This is a genomic window from Amycolatopsis sp. TNS106 (genome assembly GCF_019330265.1).
GTDB lineage: Bacteria > Actinomycetota > Actinomycetes > Mycobacteriales > Pseudonocardiaceae > Amycolatopsis > Amycolatopsis lurida.
The window spans coordinates 4231190-4247367 of sequence record NZ_CP024972.1 but is presented as its reverse complement, the minus strand read 5'-3'; the positions used below and the strand labels follow the sequence as shown (position 1 = coordinate 4247367).

At 69.1% G+C, this 16178-nt stretch carries 20 protein-coding genes and 1 pseudogene; 6 read left to right on the top strand and 15 right to left on the bottom strand.

All coding sequences use genetic code 11. The annotated features are described in order from the left end of the window. The 3 genes from CVV72_RS19080 to CVV72_RS19070 are packed head-to-tail and all read left to right on the top strand — an operon-like array spanning nt 1 to nt 1048. The gene (locus tag CVV72_RS19080) at nt 1-204 is read left to right on the top strand and encodes a CDP-alcohol phosphatidyltransferase family protein (RefSeq protein WP_125793178.1); all 204 of its coding nucleotides are present in this window, start codon (nt 1-3) and stop codon (nt 202-204) included. Between the two features lie 11 nt (nt 205-215). Further along, the gene (locus tag CVV72_RS19075; RefSeq protein ID WP_219153628.1) at nt 216-695 is read left to right on the top strand and encodes a ribonuclease domain-containing protein; all 480 of its coding nucleotides are present in this window, start codon (nt 216-218) and stop codon (nt 693-695) included. Then, complete coding sequence (locus CVV72_RS19070; RefSeq protein ID WP_219153627.1) at nt 692-1048, top strand: barstar family protein; 357 nt, start codon at nt 692-694, stop codon at nt 1046-1048. Before CVV72_RS19075 ends, CVV72_RS19070 begins: the two co-directional genes overlap by 4 nt. Here the strand turns inward: CVV72_RS19070 and CVV72_RS19065 are convergent. The 10 genes from CVV72_RS19065 to CVV72_RS19025 form a co-directional block, all read right to left on the bottom strand. Next, nucleotides 1045-1818, bottom strand: a complete 774-nt coding sequence (locus tag CVV72_RS19065) for an enoyl-CoA hydratase-related protein (RefSeq protein ID WP_219153626.1) — start codon at nt 1816-1818, stop codon at nt 1045-1047. The genes CVV72_RS19070 and CVV72_RS19065 overlap by 4 nt on opposite strands. A gap of 76 nt (nt 1819-1894) precedes the next feature. Then, nucleotides 1895-2518, bottom strand: coding sequence for a cyclase (locus CVV72_RS19060; RefSeq protein ID WP_219153625.1), 624 nt, complete (start codon nt 2516-2518; stop codon nt 1895-1897). Nucleotides 2519-2712: 194 nt separating this feature from the next. Beyond that, nucleotides 2713-3450 (bottom strand): sirohydrochlorin chelatase, encoded by a 738-nt coding sequence (locus tag CVV72_RS19055; RefSeq protein WP_219153624.1) that lies wholly within the window; start codon nt 3448-3450, stop codon nt 2713-2715. Beyond that, entirely contained in the window at nt 3447-4709 is a 1263-nt protein-coding gene (locus CVV72_RS19050) for a sulfate adenylyltransferase subunit 1 (protein ID WP_219153623.1), read from the bottom strand. Before CVV72_RS19050 ends, CVV72_RS19055 begins: the two co-directional genes overlap by 4 nt. Continuing rightward, nucleotides 4709-5629, bottom strand: coding sequence for a sulfate adenylyltransferase subunit CysD (gene cysD, locus CVV72_RS19045; protein ID WP_034316337.1), 921 nt, complete (start codon nt 5627-5629; stop codon nt 4709-4711). The genes CVV72_RS19050 and cysD overlap by 1 nt, the downstream gene beginning before the upstream one ends. Nucleotides 5630-5640: 11 nt before the next feature. Further along, nucleotides 5641-6336, bottom strand: coding sequence for a phosphoadenylyl-sulfate reductase (locus CVV72_RS19040; RefSeq protein ID WP_219153622.1), 696 nt, complete (start codon nt 6334-6336; stop codon nt 5641-5643). Beyond that, complete coding sequence (locus CVV72_RS19035; protein WP_034316341.1) at nt 6333-6485, bottom strand: hypothetical protein; 153 nt, start codon at nt 6483-6485, stop codon at nt 6333-6335. The genes CVV72_RS19040 and CVV72_RS19035 overlap by 4 nt, the downstream gene beginning before the upstream one ends. Further along, entirely contained in the window at nt 6482-8176 is a 1695-nt protein-coding gene (locus CVV72_RS19030) for a nitrite/sulfite reductase (protein ID WP_219153621.1), read from the bottom strand. Before CVV72_RS19030 ends, CVV72_RS19035 begins: the two co-directional genes overlap by 4 nt. Nucleotides 8177-8212: 36 nt before the next feature. Next, nucleotides 8213-8299: a putative leader peptide gene (locus CVV72_RS41995; protein WP_360907593.1), complete on the bottom strand. Its 87-nt coding sequence runs from the start codon at nt 8297-8299 to the stop codon at nt 8213-8215. Nucleotides 8300-8452: 153 nt separating this feature from the next. Then, a complete protein-coding gene (locus tag CVV72_RS19025) occupies nt 8453-9013 on the bottom strand; it encodes a TetR/AcrR family transcriptional regulator (RefSeq protein WP_219153620.1) in 561 nt (186 codons plus the stop codon). A gap of 83 nt (nt 9014-9096) precedes the next feature. Between CVV72_RS19025 and CVV72_RS19020 the strand changes: the two genes are divergently transcribed. The 3 genes from CVV72_RS19020 (at nt 9097) to hemW (ending at nt 11232) form a co-directional block, all read left to right on the top strand. Further along, complete coding sequence (locus CVV72_RS19020; protein ID WP_219153619.1) at nt 9097-9510, top strand: VOC family protein; 414 nt, start codon at nt 9097-9099, stop codon at nt 9508-9510. A gap of 85 nt (nt 9511-9595) precedes the next feature. Then, a complete protein-coding gene (locus CVV72_RS19015; protein WP_219153618.1) occupies nt 9596-9952 on the top strand; it encodes a hypothetical protein in 357 nt (118 codons plus the stop codon). Nucleotides 9953-10017: 65 nt separating this feature from the next. Further along, nucleotides 10018-11232: a radical SAM family heme chaperone HemW gene (gene hemW / locus CVV72_RS19010; RefSeq protein ID WP_219153617.1), complete on the top strand. Its 1215-nt coding sequence runs from the start codon at nt 10018-10020 to the stop codon at nt 11230-11232. Nucleotides 11233-11277: 45 nt separating this feature from the next. On the opposite strand, the gene CVV72_RS19005 is transcribed toward hemW, so the two are convergent. The 5 genes and pseudogenes from CVV72_RS19005 to CVV72_RS41985 form a co-directional block, all read right to left on the bottom strand. Further along, nucleotides 11278-11988 (bottom strand): hypothetical protein, encoded by a 711-nt coding sequence (locus tag CVV72_RS19005; RefSeq protein ID WP_219153616.1) that lies wholly within the window; start codon nt 11986-11988, stop codon nt 11278-11280. Continuing rightward, nucleotides 11985-13787 (bottom strand): carbamoyltransferase C-terminal domain-containing protein, encoded by a 1803-nt coding sequence (locus CVV72_RS19000; protein WP_219153615.1) that lies wholly within the window; start codon nt 13785-13787, stop codon nt 11985-11987. The genes CVV72_RS19005 and CVV72_RS19000 overlap by 4 nt, the downstream gene beginning before the upstream one ends. Before the next feature lie 20 nt (nt 13788-13807). Then, nucleotides 13808-15085 (bottom strand): hypothetical protein, encoded by a 1278-nt coding sequence (locus CVV72_RS18995; RefSeq protein WP_219153614.1) that lies wholly within the window; start codon nt 15083-15085, stop codon nt 13808-13810. Then, the gene (locus CVV72_RS41990; RefSeq protein ID WP_370641963.1) at nt 15082-15474 is read right to left on the bottom strand and encodes a hypothetical protein; all 393 of its coding nucleotides are present in this window, start codon (nt 15472-15474) and stop codon (nt 15082-15084) included. Before CVV72_RS41990 ends, CVV72_RS18995 begins: the two co-directional genes overlap by 4 nt. Then, nucleotides 15448-15930, bottom strand: a pseudogene (locus CVV72_RS41985) (acetyl-CoA carboxylase biotin carboxylase subunit family protein); the annotation flags it as partial. The pseudogene CVV72_RS41985 and the gene CVV72_RS41990, both read right to left, overlap by 27 nt. Between the last annotated feature and the right edge of the window lie 248 nt (nt 15931-16178).

The window sequence follows — 16178 nt, the reverse complement described above, 5'->3', positions numbered from 1 at the left end:
GTGTTCAACGGGCTTGCGGACTGGTGGGACGGCGTCGAACTGTGGCTCGCGCAGGCCCCGTTCCCCGTGCAGTTCGTACTGGTCATGGCGGTCGTCGTGCCGCTGTGCCTGGTCGCGGCGTGGGTGCTCGACTCGGTGTTCGGCAAGGTGGCCCGGCTCTTCGGCACGGCCCGCGATGCGAACGACTCCGACCGGCCGTCCTAAGCTGGCACACCATGTTCAACCGTAGGCGGATCACCGCCGCCCTGATCGGCCTGATCGTGCTGGTGCTCGCAGGCTGGTTCGTCAAGGACGGCATCAGCGGTGACGACACGAAGAGCGCTCCGGCGAGTTCGTCCGCTTCGGCCGCGCCGTCGGGTGAGGCCGCGGCGGGCCAGGCGAAGGGGAAGGTCGCGGGCGCGGAGTCCGGCCTCCCGGTCAAACCGCTCACCGGACTTCCCCCGCAGGCGTCCGACACCTGGAGACTCATCCAGGCCGGCGGGCCGTACCCGTATCCGCGCAACGACGACGTCACCTTCCAGAACCGGGAGAAGGTCCTACCCGCCAAGGGTTCCGGCTACTACCGGGAGTACACGGTCAAGACGCCGGGCAGCCCTGATCGCGGGGCCAGGCGGCTGGTGACCGGTAGCGGCAAGGAGCTGTACTACACCGAGGACCACTACAAGTCCTTCGTCGTAGTGGACGCCAGCCGATGAGCGCGGGCAAGGAAGCGGCGGACAAGGCGTTCGCCCGTGGCGCGTATCCGCATCTGCTCGACGGCGCGCGGACGGTCGACAAGGACTCGACGCTCGACGCGATCGCGGAGGCGTTGTCGTTCCCCGATTACTTCGGGAAGAACCTCGACGCGCTCTACGACTGCCTCACCGACCTGTCATGGCTCCCGGCCGGCGAGCACGTGCTGATCTGGTCCGGTTCCTCGGGTCTCCGAGAGCGCGATCCCAAGGCGTACCTGGCCGTTCGCAGCGTCCTTTCCGACGCGCAGCGGGCGCTGGGGCCCTCCGGTGACCGGAAGGACTCCCGGCGCCTCACTGTCGTCTTGCCCGATTAGGCCTCCGGGACCCAGTTCGGCTTGCGCTTCTGCGCGAAGGCCGTGATGCCCTCCTGGCCTTCGTCGCTCGCGAAGAACCCGGCGGACAGCTTGTTCATGGCCTCGAAGCCTTCGGACGGTGTCGCCGGGCGCGGCTTGCTGAGCAGTTCCTTCGTCGCCGCGAGCGCCTTCGGCCCGCCGAGGGCGAGCGCCTTGACGTAGCGGGCGACCTCGCCGTCGAGTTCGTCGGCGGGAACGGCGGAGTTCAGCAGGCCGATCTCGACGGCGCGTTTCGCGTCGAAGGTGTCACCGGTCAGGAAGAGCTCGTGCGCGGCGCGGGCGTTGAGCCGCGGCAGCACGGTGAGCGAGATGACGGCGGGAACGACGCCGATCCGCACTTCGGAGAAGGCGAAGGTCGCTTCGTGGACGGCCACGGCGATGTCGGTCGCGGCCACCATGCCGATACCGCCCGCCCGCGCGGGGCCCGCCAGCTTGGCCACGACAGGTTTGGGGCTGGTCCACAGCTGCTCGAGGATCTTCGGGAACTCGTTGACGCCCTGGGCGCCCGCACCGGCGCCGCGGGCCTCCTTGAGATCCATGCCCGCGCAGAACACCGGCCCGGTGTGGGCGAGCACGATGACCCGCACGGCGTCGTCCGCCCGCGCCTTGTCCAGCGATTCGCTCAGTTCACGCCGCAACTGGGCGGAGAGCGCGTTGCGGTTGTGCGGGGAGTCCAAGGTGATCGTGGCGGTGCCGCCCACCACGTCGTAGTGCACCAGTTCGTCAGCCATGCCCCACCTTCGCACGGGCGAAGTCGGGCCGGGCAGTGGCCTGCGCCACCATCGGAGACGGTGGCGCAGGCACAGGTCAGCCGATCGTCGTCGTGGTGAAGGTCGGGCTCGGGTTCGGGAAACAGGCCGTCGGCGCCGAGACGTCGAAGCCCGCGCTGACCACAGCGGTGAACGTCAGGCCAGGGTCGGCGTAGCTGGTCCCGCCCAGTTTCGTCTCGATGGTGCCGGACGAGCCCGCGGTCAGGTGCGCGGTCACGGTCGGCAGTTCGAACGTCGAGCCGCCCGCGATCGGGCCCGGGAAGCTCAACGTCGCGACGCTGCCGGAGACGGTGATCTTCGGCGGGGTCGAGCCGATGCCGGAGCCACCGGCGAGGTCGGCGCCCACCCAGGTCGAGTTCGCCGGGATCGGGATCTTCAGGGAGAAGTCCTTGATGTTCTTGACCTGGTAGCCGCTGACCTCGGCCGGGACGGTGTTCGGCGCCGGGTCGATGACGACGTCGAGCGCGGCGCCGGGAGCGACCGTGGCCGGAGCGGTGACGTCGGCGTCCTGGTTCAGCTTGAGGTACTTGTTGCCGACGAGCGGCGGTTTCGCCTCGCAGTCGAAGACGACGGTGGTCGCCGCGGAAGCCGGTGCGGCGAGACCGACGAGCGGGACGAGCACGGCCGAGGCGCAGACGAGAGCACGGATGGCAGCCTTCATGTTCCACCTACCTGGGGGTTCGATGGGGAGAGAGGGAGCTGCGCAGCGTTTAGAGAGTTACCGGCAAGTTAAGTAACTCGTCAAGAAATCTCCGTTCCCATGCGCGGGGTGTGACGGAAATGGGAATGAGACCCACCGAAGATCGGTATCAAGGGTCCGAACGGGACGAAACGTTCTACTGTGCCGATGAATGATCAGGCGGCGAGCCGGGCGGCGGCGACGTCGTAGCGGTCCAGGACGAGCCCGGCGATCCGGGGGTCCGGCCCCAGCGGCCCGGCGACGATCACCGACGGGTCGGCTTCCCTGGCCAGTCGCGCGATCCGGTCCGGCAGCAGCCCCGGCGCGAGGAACCAGCCCGCGACCGCGAGCCGCTCGGCGCCGTTGAGCCGCAACCGCGCGATGGCGGCGGGCACGTCCGGCTGCGCGGCGCTGGCGAACGCGGGGGTCGCGAGCAGCCCGCGACGCAGGTGCCAGCGGGTGGTGATCCCGGCGACCGCGTCGTTCGCCGCGACGTTCGACGAACCGACGCCGGCCAGCAGGACACCCAGCCCCGGATCGTCCAGATCGGCGCCGGCCTCGGCGAGCCGGTCCAACGCGACCGTCTCGATCAGCGGGTCGATGCCCAGCACCCCGGAAACCCGCACGTCGAGGCCCGGGCAGTCCGCGGTCACCTCGGCGACGAGCGCGGGCAGATCGACCCGGGCGTGGTACGCGACGCCGAGCAGCAGGGGCACCACGACCACCTCGCGATGTCCCTCGGCGTAGAGACCGCGCAGAGCGTCGGTGAGCAGCGGCTCCGAGAGATCCAAAAAGGACTCGCGGATGTCGAGATCCGGTGCCAGCCCCCGGGAGACGTCGAGCAGGGCGCGGATGGTCGCGGCGGACCGCGGATCGCGGCTGCCGTGGGCGACGGCGAGGAGCGGTGGGGTCATGCGAACCTTTCGCCGACGAGTCCGGCAGCCAGTGTATCGCCGTCCTTCGGGTCGATGACCAGGAAGGCGCCCGTCCGCGGGCTGACGCCGTAGTCGTCGACGCCGATCTCCTCGGCCAGCCGGAGCGTGACCCGGCCGATGTCGTTGAGTTCCAACGTGCCCGGACCGTCCACACTGGACAAGGTCTGCTCGTCGAACCGTGCGTGGAGTTCGCCGACGAGCGCCTGCACCGTCCGCGTCCCATGCTTCACCAGCACCCGCGCGCCAGGCTTGAGCGCCTTGGCCGAGAGCCAGCAGAGGGTCGCGGTGATCTCGTCGGTCACCGTCGGCTGCCGGTCGGCGGCGGCGATCAGGTCGCCCCGCGAGATGTCGACGTCGTCGGTGAGCAACAGGGTCACCGAGGTACCGGCGCCGGCTTCGGCGAGCGGCCCGTCGGCGGTGTCGATGCCCTCCACCCGGCTGCGGATTCCTTGCGGGAGCACGACGATCTCGTCACCGGGCCGGACGGTGCCCGCCGCGATCTGCCCCGCGTACCCGCGGTAGTCGGGGTGCTCGGCCGTGCGCGGCCGGATCACGTACTGCACCGGGAAGCGGAACGCCGAATCGTGCGGATCCGGCGCCACCGGCACGGTTTCCAGGTGCTCCAGCAGGGTCGGGCCGGAGTACCACGGGGTCTTGTCCGACTTCTCCGCCACGTTGTCGCCCACCAGCGCCGAAACCGGCACCGCGAGCACGGAACCCCGTTCGTAGCCCAGTGACGCGGCGTGCTCGGCGAATTCCTCGGCGATGACGGTGAACGTCGCTTCGTCGTAGCCGACGAGGTCGATCTTGTTCACCGCCAGTACCAGGTTCGGGACGCCCAGCAGCGCGAGCACCGCGGCGTGACGGCGGGTCTGCTCGATGACGCCCTTGCGCGCGTCGACCAGCAGCACGGCCAGTTGCGCGGTGGACGCACCGGTCACCGTGTTCCGCGTGTACTGCACGTGGCCCGGCGTGTCCGCGAGCACGAAACTCCGCTTCGGAGTGGCGAAGTACCGGTACGCCACGTCGATCGTGATGCCCTGCTCGCGTTCCGAGCGCAGGCCGTCCACGAGCAGGGACAAGTCCGGAGTGGACAGTCCTTTGTCGACGCTGGCGCGGGTGACCGCGTCCAGCTGGTCGGCGAGGACGGATTTGGTGTCGTACAGGAGCCGCCCGACCAGGGTCGACTTCCCGTCGTCCACGCTGCCCGCGGTCGCGAGCCTGAGGAGGCTGGACATCAGAAGTACCCTTCCCGCTTGCGGTCTTCCATCGCCGCCTCCGACATCCGGTCGTCGGCGCGGGTGGCGCCGCGTTCGGTGAGCCGGGAGGCCGAGACCTCGGCGATGACCTCGTCCACCGTGGCGGCGGTCGATTCGATGGCGCCCGTGCACGAACCGTCGCCGACGGTCCGGTAGCGCACGGTCAGTTCCTTGACGACCTCGTCCGGCCTCGGGCCGCCCCACGGGCCTTCGGCCAGCCACATGCCGTCGCGCTGGTAGACCTCGCGCCGGTGCGCGTAGTAGATCGACGGCAGTTCGACCTTCTCCCGCGCGATGTAGTTCCAGACGTCCGCCTCGGTCCAGTTGGACAGCGGGAAGACGCGGACCTGCTCGCCGGGGCGGTGACGGCCGTTGTAGAGGTTCCACAGTTCGGGGCGCTGCCGTCGCGGCTCCCACTGGCCGAAAGCGTTGCGCAGACTGAAGATCCGCTCCTTGGCACGAGCGCGCTCCTCGTCACGGCGCCCGCCGCCGAAGACCGCGTCGAACTTGTTCTCGGCGATCGTGTCGAGCAGCGGCGTGGTCTGCAGCGGGTTGCGCATCCCGTCGGCGCGCTCTTCGAGCCTGCCGTCGTCGATCCAGTCCTGGACCTTCGCCACCACCAGCCGCAGCCCGTGCTGCTCGACGACGCGGTCGCGGAAGTCGATGACCTCGTCGAAGTTGTGCCCGGTGTCCACGTGCAGCAACGGGAAGGGCACCGGAGCGGGCCAGAACGCCTTGATCGCCAGGTGCAGCAGCAGCGTCGAGTCCTTGCCGCCGGAGAACAGGATCACCGGCCGGTCGAACTCGCCCGCCACCTCGCGGAAGATGTGGATGGCCTCGGATTCCAAGGCCGCCAGGTTGTCCTGTGCCGCGGCGGCGACTGGTTCGAGCGTGGTCATGTCGTCCCTTCTCACCCGTGCAAACCGCACTCGGTCTTGCCCTGCCCGGCCCACCGGCCGCTGCGCGGGTCCTGGCCCGGAGCGACCTTCGCGGTGCACGGCGCGCAGCCGATCGACAGATAACCGATGGACACCAACGGGTTCTCGAGGATCCCGTGCTCGTCGATGTAGTCCCTGAACTCGTCGTCGGACCACGGCGCGATCGGATTGATCTTCACCAGCCCGTTGCGGTCGTCCCAGGTGACGATGGGGGTGTTCGCGCGGGTCGGCGCGTCGACGCGGCGGACACCGGTCACCCACGCCGAGTACTTCGCGAGCGTGTTCCGCAGCGGTACGACCTTGCGCAGATGACAGCACTGGTTCGGGTCGCGCTCGTGCAGCTTCGGGCCGTACTCGGCGTCCTGTTCGGCGACGCTCTGCGCGGCCTCGGCGTTGACGATCCGCACGCCCGGATACACCGCCTGCACCGCGTCACGGGTGCCGATGGTCTCCGGGAAGTGGTAGCCGGTCTGCAGGAACAGCACGTCGACGTCGGGTTTGACCTGGGTGGCCAGATCGATGAGGACGGCGTCCTGCATGTTCGACGCGACGATGAAGTCGTCGCCGAAGGTCTCCGCGGTCCAGCGCAGGGCTTCGGTCGCGGTCGCCTCCGCGAGCTCCTTCGAAGCCCGTTCGGCGAGCGTCTTGTAGTCGGCAGTGGCGGTCATCCTTGCGACACCTCCGGAAAGGACAGTCCGAGGAACTTCACGGTGAAGACCCGGCGGCAGCCCGAGCACAGCCACGAGCCGCCCTCTTCGGGCCGCAGGTCTTCATCGCCACAGAAAGGGCAGTAGTACGGGGTCGCGCGCTCGGTCATTGCAAGACGCTCTCGTCGGCCCGCAGGACCCACTGGGCGAACCGCTCGCCGGGTTCGCGGCCGGCGATGTACGCCCGCACGACCCGTTCGACGTACGCGGTCAGCTCCGACGCGGTCACCTTGTGCCCACGCAGTTTCCGGCCGAACCCAGCGTCCAGGCCGAGCCCGCCGCCGAGGTGCACCTGGAAGCCCTCGACCTGCTTGCCGTCCTCGTCGGTGACGATCTGGCCCTTGAGCCCGATGTCGGCGGTCTGGACGCGGGCACACGAGTTGGGGCAGCCGTTGAGGTGCACGGTCACCGGGTTCTCGATCTCGGCCTGGATGTCGGCGAGGCGTTTTTCCAGTTCGGTGACCAGTTCGATCGCGCGCGCCTTGGTTTCGACGATCGCGAGCTTGCAGAACTCCAGGCCGGTGCAGGCCATGATGCCGCGGCGCCACGGCGACGGCTCGGTCTCCAAGCCGAGCTCGGCCAGCTCGCTCTTCAGCCCGTCCACCTCGGTCTCGGGCACGTCGAGGACCACGAGCTTCTGGTGCGGCGTCAGGCGGACGCGGTTCGACCCGGCCCGCTCGGCGGCCTTCGCGACGGCCAGCAGGATGGCACCGGACACGCGGCCCGCGACCGGCGCGGCACCGACGTAGAACTTCCCGTCGATCTGCGGGTACACGCCGACGTGGTCGATCTGGGCGGCGGGCACCTCGGGTGCCGGGCCGTCGGTCAGCTTGCGCTTGAGGTACTCGTCTTCCAGTACCTGCCGGAACTTCGCGGCACCCCAGTCCTTCACCAGGAACTTGATCCGGGCGCGGGCGCGGAGCCGCCGGTAGCCGTAGTCGCGGAAGACGCTGATGACGCCTTCCCACACGTCGGGGACCTCGTCGAGCGAGACCCAGGCGCCCAGCCGCTGCCCGATCATCGGGTTGGTGGACAAGCCGCCGCCGACCCAGACGTCGAAGCCGGGGCCGTGTTCGGGGTGGTTCACGCCGACGAAGGCGACGTCGTTGATCTCGTGCGCGACGTCCTGCTGCCCGGAGACCGCGGTCTTGAACTTGCGCGGCAGGTTCGAATAGCGCGGGTCGCCGATGTAGCGGCGTTTGATCTCGTCGATCGCGGGGGTGCCGTCGATGATCTCGTCGGCGGCGATGCCCGCGACCGGGGAGCCGAGGATGACGCGCGGGCTGTCGCCGCACGCCTCCAACGTGGTCATCCCGGCCTTTTCGAGCTTCGCCCAGATCGTCGGGACGTCTTCGATCTGGATCCAGTGGTACTGGATGTTCTGCCGGTCGGTGATGTCGGCGGTGTCGCGCGCGTGGGTCTGCGAGATCTCGGCGAGCACGGCGAGCTGCTCGGTGGTCAGCGCGCCGCCGTCGAGCCGCACCCGCAGCATGAAGTAGCGGTCGTCGAGCTCTTCGGGTTCCAGCGTCGCGGTGCGTCCCCCGTCGATCCCCGGCTTGCGCTGGGTGTAGAGACCGAACCAGCGGAACCGGCCGCGGAGGTCACCGGGGTCGATCGAATCGAAGCCGCCGCGGGCGTAGATGTTCTCGATCCGGGCCCGGACATTGAGCGGGTTGTCGTCCTTTTTGGACCGCTCGTTGGGGTTCAGGGGTTCGCGATACCCCAGTGCCCACTGTCCCTCGCCCCGTTTCTGTTTCACCCGGGGCGTACGGGCAGGGGTCTCGCGCGTGGGCGACGACATGGGAGTCCTCCGGCAGATCGTGGTGGTGGCGGGGAGTCAGCGGTTCGTCGCACAGAGCGCGCTCGCCACACGACGGAGATCCACGTGGCGGCGTGCCACGAGGGTGATTCCGGCGCGGGTCATTGATTCAGCGTGCCACGCGCCCACTATGTGGTCCAGGCCGGTCCGAATGCTGGGAACACCGTCCGGATTCAGCTGTTTTGGCTGGTCAAAGGCCGGTCTTGAAGGTCAAGTCCGGGTTCGCGGCCGGGCATTGTGACGCAGAACGCGCGCTCCTCACGACGGGAGAACACGGTCCACGATGATCCTGATGATCTCTTTGTCGGTGACGTCCGCGAGTACCTCCGGCAGGGTCAGCCGTTCGACGGTGAGCCCGGTCAGCGCGAGGTACATCAGCAGGACCTCCGGGCGCCCGCCCGGCATCCCCGCCGCGATGTGCCAGTCGACGCTCATGTCGATGCCCTCGCGGATGGTCTTGGTCAGCTCGGCCGAGAGATCCGGGCGGCGGGTGGCTTCGAGCCGGAGTTCGAGGAGGGCGAGATAGGGCTCGCGGTGGGCGGTCAGCCGTCCCATGAGCTCGCCGAGCAGGACGCCGACCCGGTCGTGGGAGGGCGACTCCGCCATCACGTCCGCCGGTGCCGACAGCCGCTCGTGCACGCGGACGCCCACCTCGCCGAGCAGCTGGTCCCGGTTGCGGAAGTAGTTGGACGTCGTTCCCGGCGGGACGTCCGCTTCGACGTCCACGGCGCGGTAGGTGAGGCCGCGTGCGCCTTCGCGGGCGAGGACGGTGATCGCGGCGTCGGTGAGCGCGGTCCGGCGCTCCGGGTTCTGTCGCATCGGAACATTCTCCTTGCCTCAGTCAAACCACTATGTCTATAGTACTACGCATCAAGTGGTTTAGAACTGGGAGGAAACACCAGATGCAACTCAGCGGTTTCGGTGCCTGTGTGCTCGTCGACGACATCGCCGAGACCACCGCCTGGTGGAAGCGGCACATGCAGTTGACGGTGACGATCGAGCTCGACTGGTTCTCCAGCCTCAACGTCGGCGTCCCCGGCTACGAGATGAGCTTCGCCAAGCGTGGTCACCAGGCCACGCCGGAGCCATGGCGGGCGCAGGAAGCGGCCGGCTCCATGGTCGGCTTCATGGTCGCCGACGCGGCGGCCGAATACGAGCGGCTGCGCGAGGAGGGGGTCAAGATCGTCACCGAACTCGTGGACGAGGAATTCGGCCAGCGGCACTTCTACATCGAGGACCTGAACGGCTTCCTGATCGACATCATCGAGGTGATCCCGCCGTCGCCGGAGTGGCTGGCCGCGAACGGGTTGGCCTAGTACCGCTTCGGGTGAGTGAGGCCGCGCCGGGCCGCCGGCGCCGCTAACTTCGATCTCCGATCCACAGAGGACGGAGGAGTTGCGCATGCGCCGATGGGTGGTCGCCGCGATGGTGCTGGCGTCCCTGCTGATCCCCGGTACGGCTTCCGGGGCTCAGCAGGGTTGCAGGCTGATCTCGCCCGATGAAGGGGCGGTGCTGCACAAGGGTGATTCGTACCGGTTCGAGGCGGTCGGCTGCTCGCCGAACGTCCGGGGACACCTGTCCCACACGGTGCTGGTCGAGGTCGCCATGAGCCGAGACGCCGTCACGGACGAGCAGGGCGACTGGTCGGTCGACCACGTGGTCAACGACTACTCGCTGAACATGGAGACCCTCGTCTGGGTGCGCTTCGAGGACGGCACCCGTTCCACGTCGGTCAAGGTGCGCATCGCCGACAGATAGCCCTGTCTCGTGAAGGCCTCTTTCCCCGGGGAAGGAGGCCTTCACGGCGTGGGGGACACTGGGGTGTGCCCGCGTTGCTGCCCGAAACCACCACGCCCGTCGAGTCCGCGCTCCCCGAGAGCGCGCTGGAAGGGCTCGGCACGCGACCGTTCGGTGTCTACGTGCACGTCCCCTTCTGCGCGACCCGCTGCGGCTACTGCGACTTCAACACTTACACCGCCGGCGAGCTGGACAGCGATTCGTCGCCGCAGTCCTGGCTCGAAGGCCTCAAGCGCGAGTTCGACCTGGCCGCGCGGGTGCTGGGGAAGGCACCCGCGGTCGACACCGTCTTCGTCGGCGGCGGCACCCCGTCCCTGCTCGGTGCCGACGGGCTCCGAAGCGTTCTCGACGCCGTTCGCGACACCTTCGGACTCGCGCCGGACGCCGAAGTGACGACGGAGTCCAATCCCGAGTCCACCTCGCCCGAGTTCTTCGCGGGGATCCGCGACGCCGGGTACAACCGGATCTCGCTCGGGATGCAGTCGGCCGCGCAGCACGTGCTGAAGATCCTCGACCGCGTGCACACCGCGGGCCGTCCGGTCGCGGCCGCCGAAGAGGCCCGCGCCGCGGGATTCGAGCACGTCAACCTCGACGTCATCTACGGCACGCCGGGGGAGCGGACCGAAGATCTCCAGGCTTCGCTCGACGCGGTGCTGGCCGCCGGGGTCGACCACGTCTCGGCGTACGCGCTGATCGTCGAAGAGGGCACCGCGCTCGCCCGCCGCATCCGCCGTGGCGAACTGCCCGCGCCCGACGACGACGTGCTGGCCGCCGACTACGAGATGATCGATCGCGTTCTCGCCTCGGCGGGGTTGCGCTGGTACGAGGTGTCCAACTGGGCGAGCTCGGACGAAGCCCGCTGCCGGCACAACATCGGCTACTGGCGCGGCGGCGACTGGTGGGGCGCCGGGCCGGGCGCGCACAGTCACGTCGGCGGCGTCCGGTGGTGGAACGTCAAGCACCCGGCCCGGTACGCCGCGTCCCTCGCGGCGGGTGAGTCGCCCGCCGCGGGCCGCGAACTGCTGACCGACGAGGACCGGCACCTGGAACGCGTGATGCTGGAACTCCGGCTTTCCGAAGGGCTTCCGCTCGACGCCCTCGACGACGACGGCCGGGCCGAAGCCCGCGCCGCCGCCGCCGAAGGGCTGCTCGATCAGTCCGCTTTGGACGATCAGGGACGCGCGGTGCTGACCGATCGCGGGCGGTTGCTGGCCGACGGTCTGGTGCGCCGGCTCACGTGAACGGACATGCGACGGCATAACGGGCCGACGTCAAGCACGCCTGACTTATGCCTCGCGCGAGGTCGGAACGAGACCCAGCGCCCGGTCGACCCACCGGCCGACCGGCAGCGCCACCACGATCGCCGCCAGCACCAGGTGGACCAGCATGAACATCACCGCCACCGGAACGCTCGGCGGCCCGCCGAGGAACACGATCATATGCGACGCCCATTTGAGCTCGGTCGGTTTCGTCCCCGCGGCCCAGACGTCGTTGAGCGCCCAGAACGTCAGGTCGTTCGCACCCGAGATCACCACGAGGATCGCCGCGATCCCGGTCTTGAGCACGTTCGCCGTCCGGCCACCGCCCAGGCGGTACGCCATCAGCCCGAACAGGACGATGAACGTCACGATGAACAGTTCGAACTGGTACACCGGCTGGAAGGCGTTCTCGTCGGTGGCGGCGTTCCTGGCGAACGCCTGGATCCGCATGATCAGTTCCGTGTCCAAATAGGACATGTAGACGAACACCGCGAGCACGATCAGCGCGGGACCCCATTTGGTGCGCGGGAAGAGCGCCACCGTGGCGACCGCGAACACGAACGGGCACAGCTTGAACGCCCAGTCGACGACGTTGTCCAGCGTCTGGTCCGGCGGCAGGATCACCATGATCAGCAGCGTGGTCACCACGGCCGGGACGGCGGGTACCAGCCACAGCCACTTCCGCCGCCGGTAGAGCGCGGGAATCCAGCCGTCGGTGTCGGGCAAGGTCGCGGTCACAGGTCGTCCTTCTCTGCCCAGAACGGCCCGAGGGTGAGGGCGTCGACGTCGGTCTTCAGGTAACAGGCCACCGCGTCGGCCGGGCTGGCGACGATCGGTTCGTTGTTGTCGTTGAACGAGGTGTTGACCACCATCGGCACGCCGGTGAGCTTCTCGAACTCGCTGATCATCCGGTAGTACAGCGGGTTGTCCGCTTCGGTCACCGTCTGCACGCGGGCGGTGCCGTCGACGTGGGTGATGGCCGGGACCTCGTCGCGTTTGTCCGGCAGGACGTCGAACACCAGCAGCATGACCGGCGACGGGTAGTCACTGACGAACCAGTCGCCCGCGCGTTCCGCCAGGCACGACGGCGCGAACGGCCGGAAGGCCTCGCGGTGCTTGACCTTCTCGTTCATCCGCGTCTTGGAGTCGGGGTCGCGCGGGTCGGCGACCAGCGAACGGTTGCCGAGCGCACGCGGCCCGCATTCCATCCGCCCCTGCACCCAGCCGATGATCTTGCCCTCGGAAATCTTCTTCGCCGTGTGCGCGGCGATGTCGTCGACCCTGGTGTAGCGGACCCCGGCGTCCTGCAGCGCCAGTTCCATCTCCGCCTCGGTGTAGTCCGGGCCGGTGTAGGTGTAGCCGTCGCGAGGACGGGGCTTGCCGTACTTGCCGACCGACACCTCCAGCGCCGAGCCGAGCGCGCAGCCGTCGTCGGCGGCCGCAGGCTGGGCGAAGAAGTCCTCGAACGGCGTCTCCAGCAGGATCCGCCCGTTCATCACGCTGTTCAGCGCGACGCCGCCCGCGACGCACAGCCGCCGCGATCCGGTTTCCCGCTGGAGCCAGCGCGCGATGTGCAGTCCGGCTTCCTCCAGGGTGACCTGCAACGCGTAGGCGACGTCGCAGTAGTGCTGCGGCACCGGGTTCTCCGCGGTGACCCGGGTCTTGGGCCGTGCCGGGCCGAACAGGTCGGTGAACTTCTTCGACATCACGTGCTTGCCGGTGCGGTGGTGGCCGAAGAAGCTCAGGTCGAGCTCGTAGCCGCCGTCGTCGTCGAGGTGGATCAGCTGCTTGAACGCGTCGACGTAGGTGTCGTTGCCGAGCGGCGCCAGACCCATGATCTTGCCTTCGTCACGGGTGGGGTAGAAGCCCAGATAGCCGGTGACGCCCGCGTACATCGCGCCGAGCGAGTGCGGGAACTTGATCCGCCGGATGTCGATGATCCGGTTTCCCTTGCCGTGGCCCAGATAGGTCGCGGTGCCGTCGCTGCCGATCCCGTCGAAGGTGAGCACCGCCGACTCTTCCCACGGCGAGATGAAGTACCCGCTGGCGGCGTGCGCCTTGTGGTGGTCGACCAGATGTGTCTTGAACTTCGTCGGGCCCGTCCAGCCCACGGCCTCCTTCACGTCGCGCTCGAGAGTGAAGGACCGCTTGATGTGCGCGAGCACCGCACCGCCGACGTGATAGTCGTCGACGCCTTTGCCGCCACCGGTCTTGAACGTCTCCACCATTCCCGCCGAGGAGCCGCCCTCGTCGCCGTTCTGGTTGCGGAAGACCTCCAGCGTCGCCGGGAAGTACTTCGCGAACACCTTCGCCGCGTGGATGCCTTCGCGCCAGCGCTGCCAGTAGTAGGCGACGTGGTCGACGTCGGCGAGGGTGATCCCGCCGCGCTCCAGGCAGAACTTGATCGCCTCCGCGGGGAAGTCCCCGTCGTGCTTCTTCCGAGTGAAGCGTTCTTCTTCGGCGAAAGCGATGATCTCGCCGTCGCGCACGAGCGCGGCCGCCGAGTCGTGGACCCTGCTGATTCCCAGTACGTACATTTCCTTCTCCAGTGCGACGTTCAGAGTTCGGGGTGGTGGCGGCGCAGCAACCGCCGGAGGACGGTCGCCCGCGCGCCGATCGCGAAGACGAGGGCGGCGAACCCGCCGACCGGTCCCATCGCCGGGACGAGCGCGGCGGCGGCCAGCGGGGTGGCGACCAGACCGGCGATCGACGCCGACGCGGTGAGCGTGAGGACCTTGCTGTTGGTGTTCTCGATCAGGAAGCCCGCGTAGAGCCGGACGGCGAACAGCACCGTTTCGACCAGGACGAAGACGCCGAGGACCACGTACCCGCCGACGGTGTCTTCGGCGGTCAGCACCGCGCGGGCCGCCGGGATCACGAGGGCGATGCCCACCAGGACGAGGAACGCGAGCGACCCCCGTTCGACCAGCTTCAGCAGTGCCACCGCGCGGGCCCGGCCGGCCGCCGCTCCGCTTCCGCGCAGCCGCGCCGAGATCGACGGCTGGTGCACCCGGAGCTGATAGAACAACAGCGAGCAGAACGCGCTACTGGCCAGCAGCGCGACGTAGAAAGGTCCACTGTCGACGGTCCGGCCCGCCAGCGCCAGCACCCCGAACACCGTCGACGTCGCGAGGACGTCCAGCACCTCGGTCATCCCGAGCAGCACCGTGGTCCGGCCGAACGCGGGCAGGAGCCGGTGCCCGTCGATCCTTTCCACCCGCAGCCACTTCCTCGGCAGCAGGGCCGCGGAGAAGCCGAGGATGAGCAGGATGCCGGCGAGCAGCAGGCCGAGGTGCGTCAACGGCGACCAGCGGACGAACCAGGTGCCCACCGTCACGACGCCGACCACCAGCGCGCCCGCCGTGAACGCAAGAGCGTCCAAAGTGGACTTACCGGTGAAGCGGTGCAGGCCGGAGACCGTCATCAGCAGGCCGCCGGAGATCGACCAGCCCGCGGCCGTCAGGTACAGCGCGGCGTCCGAGTCCGGCGCGACGATCAGCGCGACCGTCATCGCCGCCAGGACCACCAGCACCGGGACGACGGCGACACGGACGGCCAGCGCCGCGACCGCGTCCCGTGTCATCCGCAACCGGGGCAGGCACTTCAACGCCGACTTCTCCGCCGCGGACGGCACGAAGTTGAGCCAGGTCATCAGCCCGAGCGCGGTGGCGAACCGGCCGTAGTCGTGCGCGCCCCACGCCGTGACCAGCACCAAGCCCATCGCCTGGATCGCCAGCCGGAAGACACCGCGCCCGGCGAGCAGCCGGAGCACCATCGACGGCTTGGGCGCCGCGATCGACGCGGTGCCGGCACCGGTGAGCGAGGTTCCGGTCAAGGGAGCGGTACCGCCATCCCCTGTTCGTCGAGCAGGAACTTCAGCGTGCCGCGCAACTCGTCCTCCGCCGCGAGCACCTCGGGCACGGTCGGTGCCGAAAGCACGGCGTACCCCATCTTGTAGCCCGCCTGCTCGTACGGTTTGACGTAGGAGTCCTGCTCCGCGAACAGTTCGAGGTTGTGCACCGCGGGCATGGCCCGGACCTCGTCGACGCCTTCGATGCGCACGATCCGGCCACCGCGGTCGGAGGCGAGGATGTGGATGAGCGTCGGCCGCGGGTCCCGCGGGGAGAGCACCACCTCGTCGCCGGTGGCGGCGGCGATCCCCGCGGCGATCAGGTCGACGCCGGTGCTGTGCTCGATCGCCTCGGCCAGGCCGTTCCCGCCCATCCGGGCACCCATCTCGATCAGGTAGAACTTCCCGTCACGGCCCAGCACCGCGTCGAGGGTGAGCGGCCCGGTGCGGTAGCCGAGTTCCCCGCACAACGCGGCCAGCATCACCGGCAGCGCGCGGTCGATCACCGGCGGCAGCCCCGCGGGCAACAGGTGCGACGCCGTCACGAAGAACGGCGGCGGGGTCAGCGTGCGCCGGGTGACCGCGTGGAACACGATCCGGCCGTCGACCACGAGCGCTTCGATCGTGTAATGCGAGCCGTCGAGGTGTTCCTCGACGACCAGCCTGCCGGACGGCGAGAACGCGAGCGAATCGGAGAAAGCACTGGTCAGGCCGCCGGGGCTGGCGCACGAGATGACACCGCGGCTCCCGGAGGAGTCGACCGGTTTCACCAGCGTGGGGAACCGCAGCTGCTGCGCGGCGAGCGCGAGATCCGGGCCCGGCTTCCCGCCGACACTGCGGTAGGTCGGCAGGCGCAGCCGGTCACAGAGTTCGCGGAAGACGGATTTGTCGACCGAGGCGGCGACGGCGGCCTCGGGCAGCGGATCCGGCAGGTTCCAGTGCCGGGTGAGCCAGGCGAGCGCGGGCAGTCCGACGTCGCTGGCGGGGCAGAGCACCCCGGCGATGTCGTCCCGTCCCTCGAGCGCGGCCGCGATCTGCTCCGGCGCGCGGACGCTGACCTGGACGAACTCGTCGGCCA

Excerpts from the sequence above, each read along its gene's own strand:
- CVV72_RS19055 (WP_219153624.1), bottom strand. The coding sequence starts at position 3,450 with ATGACCCCACCGCTCCTCGCCGTCGCCCACGGCAGCCGCGATCCGCGG.
- CVV72_RS19000 (WP_219153615.1), bottom strand. The coding sequence starts at position 13,787 with ATGTACGTACTGGGAATCAGCAGGGTCCACGACTCGGCGGCCGCGCTC.
- CVV72_RS19035 (WP_034316341.1), bottom strand. The coding sequence starts at position 6,485 with ATGACCGAGCGCGCGACCCCGTACTACTGCCCTTTCTGTGGCGATGAA.
- CVV72_RS19030 (WP_219153621.1), bottom strand. The coding sequence starts at position 8,176 with ATGTCGTCGCCCACGCGCGAGACCCCTGCCCGTACGCCCCGGGTGAAA.
- CVV72_RS41995 (WP_360907593.1), bottom strand. The coding sequence starts at position 8,299 with ATGACCCGCGCCGGAATCACCCTCGTGGCACGCCGCCACGTGGATCTC.
- CVV72_RS19070 (WP_219153627.1), top strand. The coding sequence starts at position 692 with ATGAGCGCGGGCAAGGAAGCGGCGGACAAGGCGTTCGCCCGTGGCGCG.
- CVV72_RS19065 (WP_219153626.1), bottom strand. The coding sequence starts at position 1,818 with ATGGCTGACGAACTGGTGCACTACGACGTGGTGGGCGGCACCGCCACG.
- CVV72_RS19050 (WP_219153623.1), bottom strand. The coding sequence starts at position 4,709 with ATGTCCAGCCTCCTCAGGCTCGCGACCGCGGGCAGCGTGGACGACGGG.
- CVV72_RS19020 (WP_219153619.1), top strand. The coding sequence starts at position 9,097 with ATGCAACTCAGCGGTTTCGGTGCCTGTGTGCTCGTCGACGACATCGCC.
- CVV72_RS19015 (WP_219153618.1), top strand. The coding sequence starts at position 9,596 with ATGCGCCGATGGGTGGTCGCCGCGATGGTGCTGGCGTCCCTGCTGATC.
- CVV72_RS19040 (WP_219153622.1), bottom strand. The coding sequence starts at position 6,336 with ATGACCGCCACTGCCGACTACAAGACGCTCGCCGAACGGGCTTCGAAG.
- CVV72_RS19060 (WP_219153625.1), bottom strand. The coding sequence starts at position 2,518 with ATGAAGGCTGCCATCCGTGCTCTCGTCTGCGCCTCGGCCGTGCTCGTC.
- CVV72_RS41990 (WP_370641963.1), bottom strand. The coding sequence starts at position 15,474 with ATGGGCGGGAACGGCCTGGCCGAGGCGATCGAGCACAGCACCGGCGTC.
- CVV72_RS19075 (WP_219153628.1), top strand. The coding sequence starts at position 216 with ATGTTCAACCGTAGGCGGATCACCGCCGCCCTGATCGGCCTGATCGTG.
- CVV72_RS19025 (WP_219153620.1), bottom strand. The coding sequence starts at position 9,013 with ATGCGACAGAACCCGGAGCGCCGGACCGCGCTCACCGACGCCGCGATC.
- cysD (WP_034316337.1), bottom strand. The coding sequence starts at position 5,629 with ATGACCACGCTCGAACCAGTCGCCGCCGCGGCACAGGACAACCTGGCG.